The sequence below is a fragment of the Iodobacter sp. genome (genome assembly GCF_025352645.1).
GTDB lineage: Bacteria > Pseudomonadota > Gammaproteobacteria > Burkholderiales > Chitinibacteraceae > Iodobacter.
Map to the genome: position 1 here is coordinate 1 of NZ_JANXSO010000045.1, position 16,789 is coordinate 16,789.

The 16,789-nt window shown below is 48.2% G+C and carries 13 protein-coding genes; 7 read left to right on the forward strand and 6 right to left on the reverse strand.

What is annotated here, in order from left to right; translation table 11 throughout:
- The 3 genes from Q0R17_RS06220 to Q0R17_RS06230 form a co-directional block, all read right to left on the reverse strand.
- On the reverse strand, positions 1-1,874 hold a 1,874-nt coding region (locus Q0R17_RS06220; RefSeq protein WP_293933057.1), incomplete at its 3' end, for a UvrD-helicase domain-containing protein.
- 506 nt (positions 1,875-2,380) lie between these two features.
- A complete protein-coding gene (locus Q0R17_RS06225) occupies positions 2,381-2,863 on the reverse strand; it encodes a GAF domain-containing protein (RefSeq protein WP_293933058.1) in 483 nt (160 codons plus the stop codon).
- Positions 2,864-2,890: 27 nt separating this feature from the next.
- Entirely contained in the window at positions 2,891-3,481 is a 591-nt protein-coding gene (locus Q0R17_RS06230) for an LURP-one-related/scramblase family protein (RefSeq protein WP_293933060.1), read from the reverse strand.
- Positions 3,482-3,858: 377 nt separating this feature from the next.
- Between Q0R17_RS06230 and Q0R17_RS06235 the strand changes: the two genes are divergently transcribed.
- Both Q0R17_RS06235 and Q0R17_RS06240 read left to right on the forward strand, forming a co-directional pair.
- Positions 3,859-4,767: an ABC transporter ATP-binding protein gene (locus Q0R17_RS06235; RefSeq protein WP_293933062.1), complete on the forward strand. Its 909-nt coding sequence runs from the start codon at positions 3,859-3,861 to the stop codon at positions 4,765-4,767.
- Positions 4,764-6,017, forward strand: a complete 1,254-nt coding sequence (locus Q0R17_RS06240; protein WP_293933064.1) for a hypothetical protein — start codon at positions 4,764-4,766, stop codon at positions 6,015-6,017. The genes Q0R17_RS06235 and Q0R17_RS06240 overlap by 4 nt, the downstream gene beginning before the upstream one ends.
- Here Q0R17_RS06240 and Q0R17_RS06245 read toward each other — a convergent pair.
- Positions 6,014-7,642 carry a methyl-accepting chemotaxis protein gene (locus Q0R17_RS06245; protein ID WP_293933066.1) on the reverse strand — a complete coding sequence of 543 codons (1,629 nt, stop codon included), beginning with the start codon at positions 7,640-7,642 and terminating at the stop codon, positions 6,014-6,016. The genes Q0R17_RS06240 and Q0R17_RS06245 overlap by 4 nt on opposite strands.
- Positions 7,643-8,099: 457 nt before the next feature.
- Between Q0R17_RS06245 and Q0R17_RS06250 the strand changes: the two genes are divergently transcribed.
- The 3 genes from Q0R17_RS06250 to Q0R17_RS06260 all read left to right on the forward strand — a co-directional run bounded on the left by Q0R17_RS06250 (position 8,100) and on the right by Q0R17_RS06260 (position 12,642).
- A complete protein-coding gene (locus Q0R17_RS06250) occupies positions 8,100-9,698 on the forward strand; it encodes an NAD+ synthase (RefSeq protein ID WP_293933068.1) in 1,599 nt (532 codons plus the stop codon).
- A 53-nt stretch (positions 9,699-9,751) separates the two neighbouring features.
- On the forward strand, positions 9,752-10,768 hold the full coding sequence (locus Q0R17_RS06255; protein ID WP_293933070.1) for an AI-2E family transporter: 1,017 nt from the start codon (positions 9,752-9,754) through the stop codon (positions 10,766-10,768).
- A 98-nt stretch (positions 10,769-10,866) separates the two neighbouring features.
- Positions 10,867-12,642: a GGDEF domain-containing protein gene (locus tag Q0R17_RS06260; RefSeq protein ID WP_293933073.1), complete on the forward strand. Its 1,776-nt coding sequence runs from the start codon at positions 10,867-10,869 to the stop codon at positions 12,640-12,642.
- A 29-nt stretch (positions 12,643-12,671) separates the two neighbouring features.
- Here the strand turns inward: Q0R17_RS06260 and Q0R17_RS06265 are convergent, their stop codons facing one another.
- Entirely contained in the window at positions 12,672-13,793 is a 1,122-nt protein-coding gene (locus Q0R17_RS06265) for a diguanylate cyclase domain-containing protein (RefSeq protein WP_293933075.1), read from the reverse strand.
- Positions 13,794-14,074: 281 nt separating this feature from the next.
- On the opposite strand from Q0R17_RS06265, the gene Q0R17_RS06270 reads away from it, so the two are divergent.
- Entirely contained in the window at positions 14,075-14,431 is a 357-nt protein-coding gene (locus Q0R17_RS06270; RefSeq protein ID WP_293933077.1) for a hypothetical protein, read from the forward strand.
- Positions 14,432-14,498: 67 nt separating this feature from the next.
- Here Q0R17_RS06270 and rpsT read toward each other — a convergent pair whose 3' ends face one another.
- Positions 14,499-14,762: a 30S ribosomal protein S20 gene (rpsT, locus tag Q0R17_RS06275; RefSeq protein WP_099398629.1), complete on the reverse strand. Its 264-nt coding sequence runs from the start codon at positions 14,760-14,762 to the stop codon at positions 14,499-14,501.
- 233 nt (positions 14,763-14,995) lie between these two features.
- Between rpsT and murJ the strand changes: the two genes are divergently transcribed.
- The gene (gene murJ / locus Q0R17_RS06280) at positions 14,996-16,543 is read left to right on the forward strand and encodes a murein biosynthesis integral membrane protein MurJ (protein WP_293933080.1); all 1,548 of its coding nucleotides are present in this window, start codon (positions 14,996-14,998) and stop codon (positions 16,541-16,543) included.
- Positions 16,544-16,789: the final 246 nt, after the last annotated feature.

Consider the following 16,789-nt stretch of genomic DNA (forward strand, 5'->3'; position numbering starts at 1 on the left):
TTTAAAAAGCGGCTTGGCTCGGTGATTTGCCACTCCCCGGCACGGCGGCGCTTGCCGCAATAGCTAATCGTTAAGCTGCGCTGAGCACGAGTAATGCCCACATACATCAGCCGCCGCTCTTCTTCTACCATATTGCTTTCGATAGAGTTTTGATGCGGCAGGATGTTTTCTTCGCAACCAATCAAAAACACATGCGGGTATTCCAGACCTTTAGACGCATGCAAGGTGGATAATTTTACCGCATCTACTTCTTCTTCATCACGCCCTTCCAGCATGGTGATCAGCGCAATGGTTTGCACGATATCAATCAGGCTTTTATCGTCTTCAACGCCTTTTTTAGCAATCCATGCGACTAAATCTTGGACGTTTTTCCATTTGGCCTCGGCAGGCCGCGCGTCGTCATTCTCGTAGAGCCATGTTTCAAAATCGATGGCTAGCAGCAGCTCATTCAGCAACTGCCCTGCTGGCTCTACGGGGGCTCGGTCTTGCATGCGGTTGATAAATTCTGCAAATAGCCTAAGCGGCTCGTACTGGGTGCTTTGTACCTGATGAATAAAGCCTTCTTCAAACACGGCAGCAAATAGCGATACATTACGATTCGCCGCATAAGTACCCAGTTTTTCTAGGGTGACATTGCCCACGCCGCGCTTAGGGGTGGTCACGGCACGGATAAACGCCGGATCGTCATCTTCATTAGCAATCAAGCGCAAATAGCCCAGCACGTCTTTGATCTCGGCCTTATCGTAAAACGATTGCCCACCCGAAATCACATAGGGAATACGACGGCCCCACATCTGCTGCTCGATGATCCGTGCTTGGTGATTGCCGCGATACAAAATGGCGTAATTAGAATATTTGCCATTATTTAAAAAGCGGCTCGATTCGAGGTGATCCAGCACCATGGCCGCTTCTTCTTCCTCGGTCTTGGTTTCGATCACCATAATCGGGTCGCCAATCCCCAGATCAGACCAGAGCTTTTTCTCAAATAATTTTGGGTTATTACCAATCACCGCATTGGCGCAGCGCAAAATCCGCGCCATCGAGCGATAATTTTGCTCCAGCTTAATCACCTGCAATTTAGGAAAGTCCTCCTGCAGCAGGCGCAAATTATCCACATTGGCACCGCGCCAAGCGTAAATCGACTGGTCATCATCGCCCACTGCGGTAAATAAGCCGGTAACGCCACTTAATAGCTTAACCAACTGATATTGGGTGGTATTGGTGTCTTGATATTCATCGACCAGCAGATAGCGTAGACGATTTTGCCATTTGGCTAAGACTTCTGGATGCGCTTCAAATAAATCGACCGGCAGGCGAATCAGATCGTCAAAATCTAGCGCCTGATAAGCAAATAGCGTGTCTTGATAAGAGCAGTAGAGCTTGGCCAGCTGTAGCTCGCCCTCGGATTCCGCCATACTCAGCGCCTTATCAGGCGAGATGCGATCGTTTTTCAGCATGGAAATCTGGCTCATGCTGCTGCGGATCAGCTGCTTATCGGTGGTGAGCAATTGATCGGCAATAATCTTGGCGGCATCTGCCGAATCTAAAATAGAAAACTTGGGTTTATAGCCCAGATGCCGCGCCTCTTCACGCAGCATTTTTAGCCCGAGCGAGTGAAAGGTCGATACCGTCAAGCCTTTCAACATGGCTTTGGGCAAGAGTGCCCCCACCCGCTCCTCCATCTCGCGCGCAGCCTTATTGGTAAAGGTAATTGCAGCGATGTTTTTGGCATCCATGCCCGCAGTCTCAATTAAATACGCAATTTTCTGCGTAATCACCCGCGTTTTACCCGAGCCAGCACCCGCCAAAACGAGGCAAGGGCCGCCAAGATAAACCACAGCTTCGCGTTGCGGGGTATTTAAGAGGTGCAGCATGAGAAAGACCTAGGAAGTAAAACAGCGGCCCGATTTTACCACGGACGCAGCAGCCGCTGATCGGCGGGCAATGGCTTTCATTTTAATGAGTGATAACAAGATCAAAAAATACGTCGTCCACGAAAAAAACTTAAAGCACGAACAATTGAGATGAGGTATTGCCACCGTTTTATTCACACGCCTATCGATTAAAATCAATCACTTATAAAAAACACAAGCTGATGATGGCTCTTGCTCATTTTTTGTTGTTTATCTGAGATGATCAACGTTAATAGCGTTAACTCGTAGGAGGCTGCTTGCTGCGCCCCTACAGTATATTGGCCTACATAGCTCAGCTTATTGAATCGTCATTCCCGCGCAGGTGGGAATCCAGCCCTGAGGCACTCAAAATCTCTGGATTCCCGATAAAAACACTCGGGGATGACGATATTGATGTATTTGAAATTTGAAATGATTGTTGCCGAGCTATCCCGCTCAGCAGCATAGCCTTTGTGCCACATCCAACTCTAAAACAATCGCACCAAGGCCTGACAGATCTCGCCCAGATACTTGGCATCCACCTCATCAAAAGTCGCCAGCTCCGCAGAATCCACATCCAATACCGCCAGCACCACGCCATCGCGATCAATCAAGGGCAGCACAATTTCTGAGCGGGCCAACGATGAGCAGGCAATATGCCCAGCAAAATCATCCACATTAGACACCACCAATGTGGTGGCCTGCTGCCACGCACTACCGCACACGCCGCGCCCTTTTTGAATGCGAGTGCAGGCAATCGGCCCTTGAAACGGCCCCAAGACCAATTCATCATTTTTTACAATATAAAAACCCGTCCACAGCCAGCCAAATGTGTGATGCATGGCGGCGCAGGCATTGCCCATTGCAGCAATTAAGTCGCTTTCGCCCTCAATCAAAGCTAAAACTTGCGGCAGCAGATTTTGATACCGCTCTTCTTTGCTATTGCCCTGAATACTTAAATTTTCTGCCATTTTTATTCCATGTAAATAAAAAAAACATTACTCTTTTAATACCATATCAATACACATGACCGCAGCCAAAATCAATGGCCGTAAAGGATCATTTCCTGCCACGCTCGCATCGATAGAGAGCATATAGTTGTCAGCTGAAGTAAACAGCTCTTTCCCTAGCCCTGCCCATTTTTTACTCACTTGTGCCAGCTGCTTACCATCTTGATCAAAGCTAAAATTCCAGCTGGTCCAGCTTCCTTGTAACCAGCAGAGCGATTGCCCATTGGCATCGAGCAATTCAAACTTACCGCCAATAGATAAGAGTTTTTGTCTGAATTCACCTATTTTTTTATTCTGATGATCAAAAACCTCAACATTCGAACGAAAAATACTCACCCCACGCCGCACCGATAATAATAAAGCACCATTTGGCTGCGTAATCTGTACATCAAATGGCGTCATCCGTTTGTAATCGGTAAAGCGCAAGACTTTAGTCACCATGCCTAAATTTGGCTCACGGCATTCCAAGATAACTTGCCCGCTCACTGGATCCAAAATATCAAAATTATTGGCCGCTTTAAAAATCCCCAAGTGTTCTTTTACAAAAAACTGATTACGATCCAGTACAGCATTCATCATTACCCCACTCCATTAGAATTATTTACTGATGTTACGCGCAAAGACTATTTAATCCATGAAAAACACTAAATGCACGAAAAAAAACAGATTAAACAAAGATAATTTCCCTCTGCTTTTTTAACATGATGCCTAGGTGCATTGCTTAATAAGTATTTGATATTAAAAAAAATTATTAAAATCACTCAAAAACAATGGTCATGCGGCATCTATTTGTGCTTTTTGTGTTTTTAGTGGACTGCGTATTTTTTGATCTTGCTGCATAACATCAGTTATTTAGCTGACACCCGCCAAAAGCAGGGATGAAGTATGATGCCAGCTTAAAGCGATTGGCAAGCGATCGTGCCATGCACAAACATCAGATCCCTCCAGAGAATTCTATGATTCAAATTTCTGATCTTACCTTTGACTACACTGGGCATCGGGCGCTCAATCAGCTCAATCTACAAGTAGAGCAAGGCAGCGTAACCGCTCTTGTTGGCGCAAATGGGGCGGGTAAAACCACCTTGATGCGCTGCATCGCTGGCTTAGAAACGCCGCTAGCAGGCTCAATCACCGTGGCGGGCTTAGATGTGCAAGAGCAACCTCGCGCGGTGCATAGGCGGATGGGCTATTTATCTGATTTTTTTGGCCTTTACCAAGACCTCACCGTGGCCCAGTGCTTGGAATACGCCGCGGCATCACAAGGCTTGGCTAAGGATGAGATTGCTGACGCAATCAGCAGTACTGCAGCGTGCTTATCTTTAAGCGATAGGCTGGGGCAAAAAGCCAGTAGCCTATCGCGCGGCTTACGCCAACGCGTGGCAATTGGCCAAGCCATTATTCATGCTCCGCAAGTTTTACTGCTTGATGAGCCCGCATCTGGGCTCGATCCTGAGGCACGCAATGAGCTGGCAATTTTATTCCGCCAATTGCAGGCCAGCGGCATGACGCTGTTGGTTTCATCGCATATTTTGGCCGAATTAGAAGCTTATTCCAGCCATATGCTGGTGCTTAGAGATGGCAAAATTCTAGAGCACCGCGCCCTACATCAGGGCCTAGCCTGCAAGGCATTACAGCTTCGCCTTGCCAGCCCCAACGATAAGCTCATGGATATTTTAAGTGCCAACCCCGCCATTAGCCTCAGTAAAGCCGATGCTTTACATGCCGAGTTTGATTTCAATGGCAATAACTCAGAGCAAGCGCTGCTGCTGGCCGAGCTCATCCAAGCGGGCCTAGCAATTACTAGCTTTGGCGAGCAAAACTTGCAGCAAGCTTATCTGCGCTCGATAGAAGGTGGAAAACCATGAACCCAGAATTTAAACGCAATCTATGGCTCAATTTTTCTCTGCACCGCTTAATCGGCATGCCCGCCATTTTGGGGCTGATCTTTTTAGCTGTAGCGATGAATGGCCAAGCCAGCCACGTAGGCAGCTCTGCGGCGATGTTGTTTGTTGGCATTGTTTGGCTATGGGGTACAAAAAACGCCGCAGCAGCGATTGGCGATGAGCAAAGAGATCACACTTGGGATCAGCAAAGAATGAGCGCGCTCAGCCCTTGGGCCATGACTTGGGGCAAGTTATTTGGTGCAACCTTATTTAACTGGTACGGCGGGGCGATTTGTATCTTGGTACTGCTGATTAGCGATCTTGCCAAAGACCCAATCAATACCTTGTTCAAAGCGCTATCGCTGATCGCAATGAGCCTGCTGCTACACGGTGCAGCGCTAGTGATGAACTTGCAACTAGGCCAATCAGATTTCGCCCAAAATCGCCGTGGCAGCTTTAATTTGCTACTGGCAATCCCCCCACTCTTTTTAATGCCCAGCCTGTTTGAGCTCAGCGAAACGCCGATTACTTGGTGGGATATCAGCTTTATGCCGCTGCAATTTCAGCTTTTAGCTGGCAGCTTCTTTGCTGTTTGTAGCATTTTTGCCGCTTGGCGACTCATGCAAAACGCCTTGCAAGTGCGCACACAGCCTTGGGCGTGGCCGGTATTTGCCTGCCTACTTACAGGATTTTTAGCAGGTTTTAATCACGAGAATCTGCCTATGCTCGGCCTGATTATCAGCAGCAGCATGACCTACGCAACGCTGTTTTCTGAGCCTAATAGCATCACCATTTGGCAGCGAATCCAGCAGCGGATTCAAGCCCAAAACTGGCATGGGGCACTGATTAACTTACCGCTCTGGCCCACCACGCTACTACTCTCTTTTGCGTTTGCCTTGCTCGCAATGGGGGCAGCTCCAAGCGAGCTTTCTAGCATCACCACCGCCCCGCTCTCCATGGCTTTGATGCTGCTAAGGGATAGCGCCATTTGCGTATTCCTTGCTTTTGGCCCCAAGCGAGGCATCACCAATAGCCTGCTCTATCTAGCGCTTATTAATGGGCTACTTCCATTTTTAGCACATAGCAGCGGTTTAACGAGTGTGGCTTATTTCATCATGCCAATGAGTCATCCAGCAGCAATCACCAGCATTCTCATCAGCACCATTCATGCTCTCATCGCCATCGCCTTAGTCTTTTGGAGATGGCAAGCCCTGCAAGCAGCCAAGCGCTAAACAGGAGGTTCCTGCTCTTGAAAAAAACTAATATTTTGCTCCAGCACACTGGCATGTGCCGCCAGCTCTTGAGCGGCTTGGCTTAGGGATTGGGCAGCGCCTACATTGGCTTGCGTGCCTTGGGTGAGCTGCTCTACTGAGCGGCTAATTTGGTCTATCCCCTGTGCCTGCTCTTGGGAAGCAAAAGAGATTTCCTGAATCAGCAAAGAGGTTTTACGAATAGATGGCACGATATTTTCTAATAGCTGACCAGCGCCTTCAGCTTGGCTGACGCTATTGCTGGCTAAATCGCTGATTTCTTGTGCGGCAAGCTGGCTTCGCTCTGCCAGCTTTCTGACTTCTAATGCTACAACCGCAAAGCCCTTGCCATTTTCCCCTGCCCTTGCCGCCTCAATGGCGGCGTTCAGCGCCAGCAAATTAGTTTGGTAAGCAATATCATCAATAATGCTGATTTTCTTAGCAATCTGCCGCATCGCCTGCACCGTTTGTTTTACCGCCTCGCCCCCTTTTACCGCACTACTGGATGCTTGACCTGCCATTTCCTCGGTCACTTTGGCATTGTCGCTATTTTGGCTAACGGTAAAATTAATTTCTTTTAGCGCATTACTGGTGTTTTCGATGTTTTCCATCTGCTCTGCCGCATTTTGCGATAGCTGCTGTGCAGAAGCATGAACTTGCTCTGAAGTGCTCGCCAACACCCCCGAGGTAGTTTTAATATCCCCAATTACCAGCCTAAAGCGCTGACTCATCCTGCCTAACGCCCCTAATAAGCTTTGCTCGTGGCTTTCAGTAAAATGCACATTTAAATTACCTGCCGCAATTTGCTGCACAATTTGTAGCGCCTTACCTGGCTCGCAACCCAAGATCTGAATCAAACGCCGATAAGTCCAAACCAACAGCAGCAATAAAACCAAGCCAAACAAAAGTAAAACACCCTGCATTAAGCTCAAATAGAACTGCTTATTTTGCTCCGCAAGGCTCACTGCGGCCGCGGTTCTTTTCTCTAGCAAAACAAAAAACTCATCCACGGGCCGCATAATTTGCGCTTTATATTGATGGTAATTAGCGTTATGCATCAAATCTGCAGCGAGTTTTAAATCTGGCTCGCCCTGTTTAGTAAATTGCCCTGCATCATCAGCAAAACGCCCTTTTACTGCATTCATGGCAATTGTTTCGCTTTTAACCAAATCATCAGAATTAACCTGTGCTTCTTTTAATTTGGCAAACTCTGCATTACTAAAACCCGCCTGTTTCATTAAATATTGTAAAGAAACCTTCCCCTCATCAGGCCTTGGCGCAATCCCATCCACCGCCATAAAATCCCAATAAATCCGCTGATATTCTTGTGGCCGCGCTTTCTTACCATTACGAATATCCAGTACATCCCAATATTGCTTCTCATATTTAGCATCACCCGTAATTACATAACTACGCGCGAGCCGAGTGAGATCATCTGAGCTTTGCCTTAACTCATCCGCCAATAAATAAGAGTTATAACGCTGTAATACGGCTTGGCTATGCGCATCGGCGCTTTGCTTCAGCAAAATTGCCGTGCTTAACAACAGCAGCAAAGTAAACGCCACCAATGCACCAAGCGTCAAAAACATACCTTTTACACTACGCATACTCATAAGCCCTATTAGCTAGCAGCCCGACAAGCGGCTAGTTTCATTCAGAAAAAACTGAAAACTGCCTTATCAGCCTAGTACGACAAACCCTAGTGTGCAGGCAAACTTTCATAGTTTAAAACCTACCCACGGCATACCCAACAAATAACGTAAGCAATTCCGTAATCAATACAAATCATCTAGACATCCACACAAAATATTTATCCATCGACTGGATGGCGCGTGTTTTTTGTTTTTTAGTGGGCTGCGTATTTTTTGATCTTGCTAAGCAATATCAGTTAGTGATTACATTTAGATGAATGGCGATGGCAAAAAATCGCCCTAGCCATCCTGCCTGCTTGCCTAAAATGGACTAGCACAGGGCGATGACAACAGTAGCTGACTCATACACTTTCCCATCACTATGGCGTTCTGCCTTAAAATAGCTTTTTTTCTCTTACGCGACGCCGCCACGATGAAAATCGCCATTGCCCAGCTCAACCCTATTGTCGGTGACCTTGCCGGCAATACCACCAAGATTTTTGCCGCTGCCGCTCAGGCCAAAGCCGAGGGTGCGGATATTTTGCTGACCCCTGAGCTGGCGCTATGCGGATACCCGCCAGAAGATTTATTGCTACGCTCGGCTTTTTTGGCTGAGTGCGCCACCGCCGTCGGCCGTTTTATTGATGAGCTAGATGGCATTACCCTCGTACTGGGCTATCCGCGTGCCAGTGGTGGAGAACGCTTTAACAGCGCCATCGTGATTCGGGATGGCAATGTACTTGGCCGCTATGACAAGTTGCTGCTGCCCAATGACCAAGTTTTTGATGAAGTTCGCTACTTCTCGCCAGGCTATTCGCCCTTGGTGTTTGAGCAGGATGGCGTACAGATTGGACTCGCCATTTGTGAAGACATCTGGGATGTGGAGCCTGCTTCTGCAGCAGACGACGAAGGTGCAGAGCTATTATTAATCTTAAATGCCTCACCCTATAACCAAGCCAAACAATCCACCCGCCGAGAAGTGGTCGGCCAGCGTGTAGAAGAAACCGGCATGGCGATGGTGTATTGCAATATGGTGGGGGGCCAAGACGAGCTCATTTTTGACGGCCAATCCTTTGCTATGGATAAGTCTGGTGAGCTGGTGGCCCAATTGCCTGCATTTAAGGAAGAGCTGGCCTTTATTGATTACCAACAAGGCAAGCTAAAACCCGCCGCTATTACGCCAGATTTAAGCGATGAGGCCAGCAGCTATCAGGCGCTAGTCCTTGGAGTGCAAGATTATATTGGCAAGAATAAATTCCCAGGGGTATTGCTGGGTTTATCCGGCGGGATTGATTCGGCGCTCACACTGGCGATTGCTGTGGATGCGCTAGGCGCAGATAAAGTACACGCCGTGATGATGCCATCACGTTACACCGCCGATATCAGCGTGGATGATTCGCGTGAAATGATTAAAATATTGGGCTGCAAATATTCAGAAATCGAAATTTGGCCCATTTATGAAGCCTTTATGTATGCCTTGAGCGATGAATTTGATGGCCAAGCGGCAGACACCACCGAAGAAAACCTACAAGCACGCGCACGTGGCACCTTGCTGATGGCTTTATCTAATAAATCTGGCAAGCTAGTGCTCACCACCGGCAATAAATCAGAAATGACCACCGGCTACGCCACCCTTTACGGCGATATGGCAGGCGGCTTTGCTGTGCTCAAAGACGTGGCAAAAACACTGGTTTATCGCCTCTCTAGCTGGCGCAATACCCAAAGCATGGTGATTCCTGAGCGTATTATTACTCGCCCACCTTCTGCGGAACTTCGCCCAGATCAAACCGACCAAGACTCATTACCGCCATACGAAATACTGGATGCAATCTTGCAAGCCTATGTAGAAGAAAACCTTAGCCGCGCCGAGATTATCGCCAAGGGTTTTGCCAAGGCAGATGTAGACCGCGTGGTGCATTTACTGACCATTAACGAGTACAAACGTCGCCAAGCGCCGGTAGGCCCACGGATTACCCACCGCGCATTTGGCAAAGATTGGCGTATGCCAATTACCAACCGTTTTTCTATGTAAGCCTTAAAGGGCACGGCATGCCGTGCCCCAACCTACCTCACTCTGGATGACCCATGCTTAAGCTAGACCGCTACACGCGTATTGCCAGTTATTTCATGATTGGGTTGTTTCTACTTATTGTCATGCTGAATCACCTGCTACCCGCCTTACTGATCGGGCTATTAGTTTATGAATTGGTGGCGCAAGCCGCGCAAGCCCCTTTCATTTGCCGCTTGCCACCCAAGCGTGCCAAACCGGTTGCACTGATTATCTTTGCTGCCTTTATTATCTTGCTGCTGGTCTTACTGGGCTTTAGCTTGGCATCGGTGTTTCATGGCGAATCGGCGTCTATGCCTAGCATCATGCGTAAATCAGGTGAAATTGCCGAAGCCTTGCATCATGAGCTGGCCAACTGGCTGCCCGCTTGGATGTTAGAAAGCCTGCCGCAAGATGTAACGGCGTGGAAAACCGCCTTTTACCAGTGGTCAGATAAGCACATCGCTCAGCTACAGCAAATTGGCGCTCGCACCGGCCATACATTGGCGCAAATGCTGATCGCCATGGTGATTGGTGCCATGCTGTCTTTACACCACAACAGCCAAGATAAAGCGCCCCTGCTCGATGCCCTGCAAACTCGCTGCGCCCGCTTGGCTCATTCATTCAGACAAATCGTGTTTGCCCAAGTACGCATTTCTGCGCTCAATACATTTTTTACCTTAGTCTACTTGGCAGTAGTGTTACCTTCATGCGGCGTTTCCCTGCCACTCACTAAAACATTAATTGTCATTACCTTTTTAGCGGGCTTATTGCCTGTGATTGGTAATCTGATTTCTAACACGGCGATTGTGGCCGTTAGCATGAGCGTTTCAGCCTCAGTAGCGGCAGGGTCATTAGCTTTCTTAGTGATTATTCATAAATTCGAATATTTCTTAAATGCGCGCATTGTTGGCGGGCGTATCCATGCTTTTGCATGGGAGCTGCTTCTGGCCATGCTGCTAATGGAATCCATATTTGGCCTACCCGGCCTTGTGGCTGCGCCTATTTTTTATGCCTATTTAAAGAACGAATTAAAAGAAGCACAATTAATTTAACCCATCCATATCACTAGATCACCTGAGAGAATCATCTGTCATGCGAGCGTAACTATTCACTGTTATTCTTTATGCCTACGCTGAATATCTGGCTTCACATGACTGCAAATCCCAGCCTAGAAATACTTAGGCAAGAACTAGAAAATATCATTCGCCAAAATTTATTGACGGCACTTTTTCAACCGATTGCGTCAACAAGAGATGGTGAAATTTACGGCTATGAAGGGCTGATTAGAGGCCCTTCATCCAGCTTTTTACATTCCCCCATTAATCTTTTTCGCACTGCTGAAAAATTAGGCTGTTTACACGCCCTTGATTTTGCCTGCCGTAAAACTGTTATTCAGGCCTTTGTAAAAGAAGAGCTGGCTGGACGTTTATTTTTAAATGTGATCCCATCTTGTTTAGCAGAACAAGACTTCAAACCGGGCGCCACCCTCGCGCTATTAAATGCCGCAGGTCTTGCTCCGCAGCGCGTGGTGATTGAGCTAACCGAAACGCAACCCACCCACGATTACGCACTACTTAAAGAAGCGCTGCTCCACTACCGCGATATGGGGTTTAAGATTGCGCTGGATGATTTAGGAGAAGGCTTTTCATCATTACGGCTATGGTCAGAGCTCAAACCAGAATTCGTTAAGATAGATAAATACTTTATTCAAGGCTTGGCTTGCGACGCACAAAAAAGACAATTTGTTCGATCAATCCAACATATCGCCATCAATACCGGTGCACGGGTTATTGCAGAAGGCATTGAATCGCAAGCTGATTTACAAATCGTGCAAAAGATTGGCATTAGCTATGTACAAGGCTACTTTATTGCCCTGCCGCAGGCGCACCCGCCGCGAAAACTCAATCTTAATTTACTCGAAAAAGACCCTCGCTCTGGGGTGCTGAATGAGCAAACAGCAGGCCAATTACTGGTTGAAGTGCCCACCGTTTCCCCTAGGCAAAGCGGTGCAGAAATCTGCCGTATCTTTAGCAAACACCCCCAAATTCATGCCCTGCCGGTGATTGATGATCATCGACCGGTTGGCCTATTACGTCGCCATGAAGTCATCGAATACTTTAGCCGCCCTTTTGCTCACGAGCTTTACGGCAATAAGCCCTGCAAAGCACTCATGGATTGCACTCCGCTGATTGTGGAGCACTCCACCAGCCTGCAAGAGCTATCCCAATTAGTCACCGCAGCCGATCACCGCCATCTAGCCGATGGCTTTATTATTACCGAGCAAGGCCATTACTTAGGCATGGGAACCGGCCATGATTTAATGCGGGCCATCACCGAATTACAAATACGCGCTGCCCGCCATGCCAATCCACTGACCTTATTGCCAGGCAATGTGCCTATTCAAGAGCATATGGAAGTCCTGCTCGCAGAGCAGCGCCCATTTACTGTGGCGTATATCGATCTAGACCACTTTAAGCCGTATAACGATGTCTATGGCTATGCCCGTGGTGATAGCATGATTCGAATGCTGGGGGAGTTACTTCTTGGCATTGCCGACCCACAAATTGATTTTGTTGGCCATATTGGCGGCGATGATTTTATGGTGCTATTTCGCTCATCAGACTGGAAAAGCCGCTGCCAAAGCTTGCTCAAAGAATTTGAGCAGAGGGTAAAAAGCTTGTTTGAACCAGAGCACGTTTTAGCAAACAGCTATAGCAGTGAGGATCGCCGTGGCGTGGTGCAGAATTTTCCGCTCAGCAGCCTATCCATTGGGGTGATCGAAGCCCGTAAAGATCGCTATCTCACCCACCACGAAGTTGCGGCAGCAGCGACCCACGCCAAACATTTAGCCAAAGGTAAGCAGGGAAACAGCTTGTTTGTAGAGCAGCGCAAAGTAGAACATCCAAGCGCAGAGCTGGTGCTATAAACAGGGCATTGGCTGAGGGCAAGCGCCGCCTATGACTTATCCGACAAAAAGCCTAAAGACCAATCTAACCCATATTCTGCATTAGCCAAATCAAGCAGTGGCTGCAAGCTTGTTAGCAAAGCAGGCAGATGTGGCGCAACCTCGGCTTGCTGGCCCTTATGCAGCATCAGTAAAGCGTCTGCCAATGTTAATACCGGCAGCCGATTGACGTTCTCATCCGGCATTAAAATACGATTAGGCCCAGTAGAGCCATATAGCCTCATTGTAGCCTTGCTAAATAAGGCAGGAGCCGAGTGGGTATCATCATGCCAAGAGTTAGCCACCGCCACGCTAGCAGTCACCGTTAAGCGTTCATCTCGGTAATTAATTCTGGCCGCTGCTACGCCTTGCCTTAAGCGCTCGGCCATGACTCGCACTTCCGATAAAGAAGTGCCTGGTGCCACAATCGCAAACTGCGGCCCATCCACATGCGCCAGCGTGTCTTCTCGGCGCAATTTGGCCGCCAAAAGCTTAGCTAACAAGCTCAGCATTTGATCAGCCAAGCGCTCGCCAAGCTTTTGCTTTAGCGGCTGATAATGATCGATCTCTAATAAGAGCAAAGTCACTTCAGAATTGTGCCGCAGCGCATAGGCCATAGATTGCTCCATTTGCAACATCAGCAAATTCGAGCTTGAAACCCCAGTCATGCTATCCCGAGCAATCTCCTGCGCCTTCTCCGTGCGTGCAATGACTAGCTCTTGCTGAATCGCGGCCAATTGAATATTAGCGGCAACACGTGCGAGCATTTCAGCTCTATCGGTTGATTTTGTAATAAAGTCTGTAGCACCACATTCAACACATTTTTGCTTAGTGGCATCGTCTTCTTCACCCGAGATAATAATCACCGGCAACAAATACAAACGCCCATCACCAGCACCGCGCACGCGGGCCAATAAGCCCAAGCCATCGAGCTCAGGCATGGTTAAGTCAGAGATCAGCAACTGAATGCTTTCATCGGCCAGAAGCCGCTGCCAGCCTGCCTCACCATCAGCCTCTTCAATCACATCGTAGGCAATACCAAGGTGCTTTTTGATTGTCGCCCGAACAATGCGAGAATCATCCACGACAAGAATGCGCGGTAAAGGAAGGTGTTCTGAATCCACTTGCGACATCTAATCAGGCCTGTCTTACATCGTTGATAGAATTTAGCATAAACGCATTCGCTCTGCCGATATACGGTCAAAACACCCGCCATAAACCCCTATAAGATTCAAACTAGCTAGCAGCCTGTCGAACTTAAGGCGGACCTACTGCAAAAACTCTGGATTCGGCTATATTCCACGCACTTTCGCGCTAAATAGCTAGATGCGTGAAATCTGTCTCGAACCGGTCATTTTTTCGCGACGGTCGCCTAAGTAACAGGCCGCTAAGTCATTATAAAGGAGCGAGCATTATGACTATTGATTTGCAGCTTCAGTTGAGCATCGCCCCCCTTTCATGCTTTGAGGCTAAACGTTGCCTACACAGCCTAGCGCGTGAAGGCATTGTAACCCTATGGCATGAGCAGCGCCCTTTCAGTCGCGACACTTGCCTACTAAACCTTAGCGCGGAATGTAGTAGCTCGGACAGCCCTCAGTGGCTTAGCGAACGCTTAGCTGCAGCCATCTGGAAAGAAACTGGGCGCTTTGTACGCCTTACTAATCTAGTCGTTAGCAACAACGAAACTGAACATTTATTTACTTTTGAAGAGGCCGACTACCAGCGTTTAATGCCCGCATTTAGGCTAAGAATGCCGCCACTACGCCGCTAATTAAAGGCCCAAACGAACAAAAACCCCAGCCTAGGCTGGGGTTTTCTTCACTCGAACATCTACAGAATTAGGCCATAGCCTTGATTGCTGCAGACAGACGGCTCTTATGACGAGCTGCCTTGTTCTTGTGGAAGATTTCTTTATCAGCGATACGGTCAATGATACTGACGGACTGTTGGAAGACAGTCTGAGCCGCAGCTTTATCACCTGCTTCCACAGCCTTCAGCACCTTTTTGATCGCGGTGCGGAAAGCGGAACGCTGGCTGGTATTGTGCTGGCGGGCTTTCTCAGCCTGACGTGCACGCTTGCGAGCTTGGGCACTGTTAGCCATGTTTTGAAACTCCTGAGACGGGCTTGCCCAAAAATCGGGCTAATTCGGAAACCGGCGATGATAGCCTCACTTTTAGCTTCTGGCAAGCACTTCTGCGCAGCGAACCTCAACAAGGCACGCCTCCCCCCAAAAAAACGCATCCTTTTCCCATAAATTCCACAGGCATTCGCATAGCTTGCAATACAGATAAGATCCGGCCTTATAATTGCGCCCTCACTACTCAAACCCTCATTATGAACCTCTTAAAAACACTAGCGGCAGTCAGCTCCATGACGCTGGTCTCTCGTATTTTGGGTTTTGTACGCGACACCATTATTGCGCATGCGTTTGGCGCAGGTGCTGGCACAGACGTCTTCTTTACCGCATTTAAGCTGCCCAATATGCTGCGGCGTATTTTTGCCGAGGGCGCTTTTTCCCAAGCTTTTGTCCCCACTCTGGCCGAATACAAATCTCGTAAAGGTGAAGCAGAAACCAAAGAGTTTATCGCCAAAATTGCCGGCATGCTGACCTTGGTACTCGTGATTGTCACGCTCTTGGGTGTTTTAGCAGCACCATTGATTATTTATTTTTCTGCCGCTGGTTTTGCTAAAGATGCCGCTAAATTTGATTTAGCAGTAGAACTGCTCCGCTATATGTTTCCCTATATTTTATTGATTTCGCTTTCTTCATTAGTGGGCAGTATTCTAAATACGTACAACCGTTTTTCTGTTCCCGCCTTTGTGCCCACACTCCTTAATATTTCATTTATTGCCTGCGCGCTTTGGCTGGCTCCGCTGATGGATAGGCCTATTTTTGCCCTCGCCATTGCGGTATTAATTGGCGGCGTGGCTCAGCTTTGCTATCAACTTCCCCACTTAGCCAAACTGGGCATGCTGATGTGGCCCAAGCTAGATATTAAAGACGAAGGCGTTTGGCGAGTCATTAAACAAATGGGCCCTGCTATTTTTGGTGTATCGGTGGCGCAAATCAGCTTAATTATTAACTCAAACCTCGCCTCTTTCTTGGCTTCCGGCAGTGTTTCATGGATTTACTACGCCGATAGGCTGATGGAGTTCCCTACTGGCGTGCTTGGCGTGGCGCTAGGGACGATCCTATTACCCAGCCTAGCCCGCAGCCATGCTAGTAATGATCAAGCCAGCTACGACCGTTTGTTAGATTGGGGGCTGCGCCTATGCATCATGCTATGTCTGCCCGCCACAGTTGCCTTGGCCATCCTTGCTGGGCCACTAACGCTAACCCTGTTTCAAAGCGGTAAATTTACCATCCATGATGCGCTTATGACGCAGCAAGCGCTGGTCGGCTATAGCGTCGGTTTAATCGGTTTAATCTTGATTAAAATCCTCGCCCCCGCGTTTTACGCCCGCCAAGAGATTAAAACCGTTGTGCGTATTGGCTTAATTACGCTGTTTGCCACTTTAGCCATCAACCTACTCTTTTTATGGGTACTCCCCTTCAAGCATGCTGGGTTAACGCTGGGGATGAGTTTAGGCGCTTGCTTAAATGCAGGGCTGCTATACCGCACGCTGCGTTTACGAGGCTATTACACCCCACAGGCAAACTGGAAGCCCTTTATGCTACGGATTGTGGCTGGGGTTATGATCATGAGCGGGCTATTGCTGGGCTTACTGCACTTCATCCCTCACTTTGCCGAAATGACTAAGCTACTGCGCGTCGGCTGGCTAAGCGTGCTGGTTATTGCCGGAGCAGGTGTTTATTTTGCCGCGTTGTTTGCGCTAGGATTCAGGCCTAAAGACTTCTCGCGTACTGCAATTAACAACTGAAGTGACATATGGGGGGTAATGCAAAGCAGTGCTTATCGTTTTTTTCTCGCGCGAATAACGCCCGTTAATCATTAGACCGAACGAATGGAACGAAAAAGCCCACGAAATGAACTGCACCCCAAAAGTTGGACACCCGTCCATTTTTGGGGTGTTTTTATGTCCAAGTACACAATGCAATTCAAACTTACTGCCGTTCAGCAATATTTAACGGGCGAAGCAGGTATTAAAACGATCGCCAAGCAACAT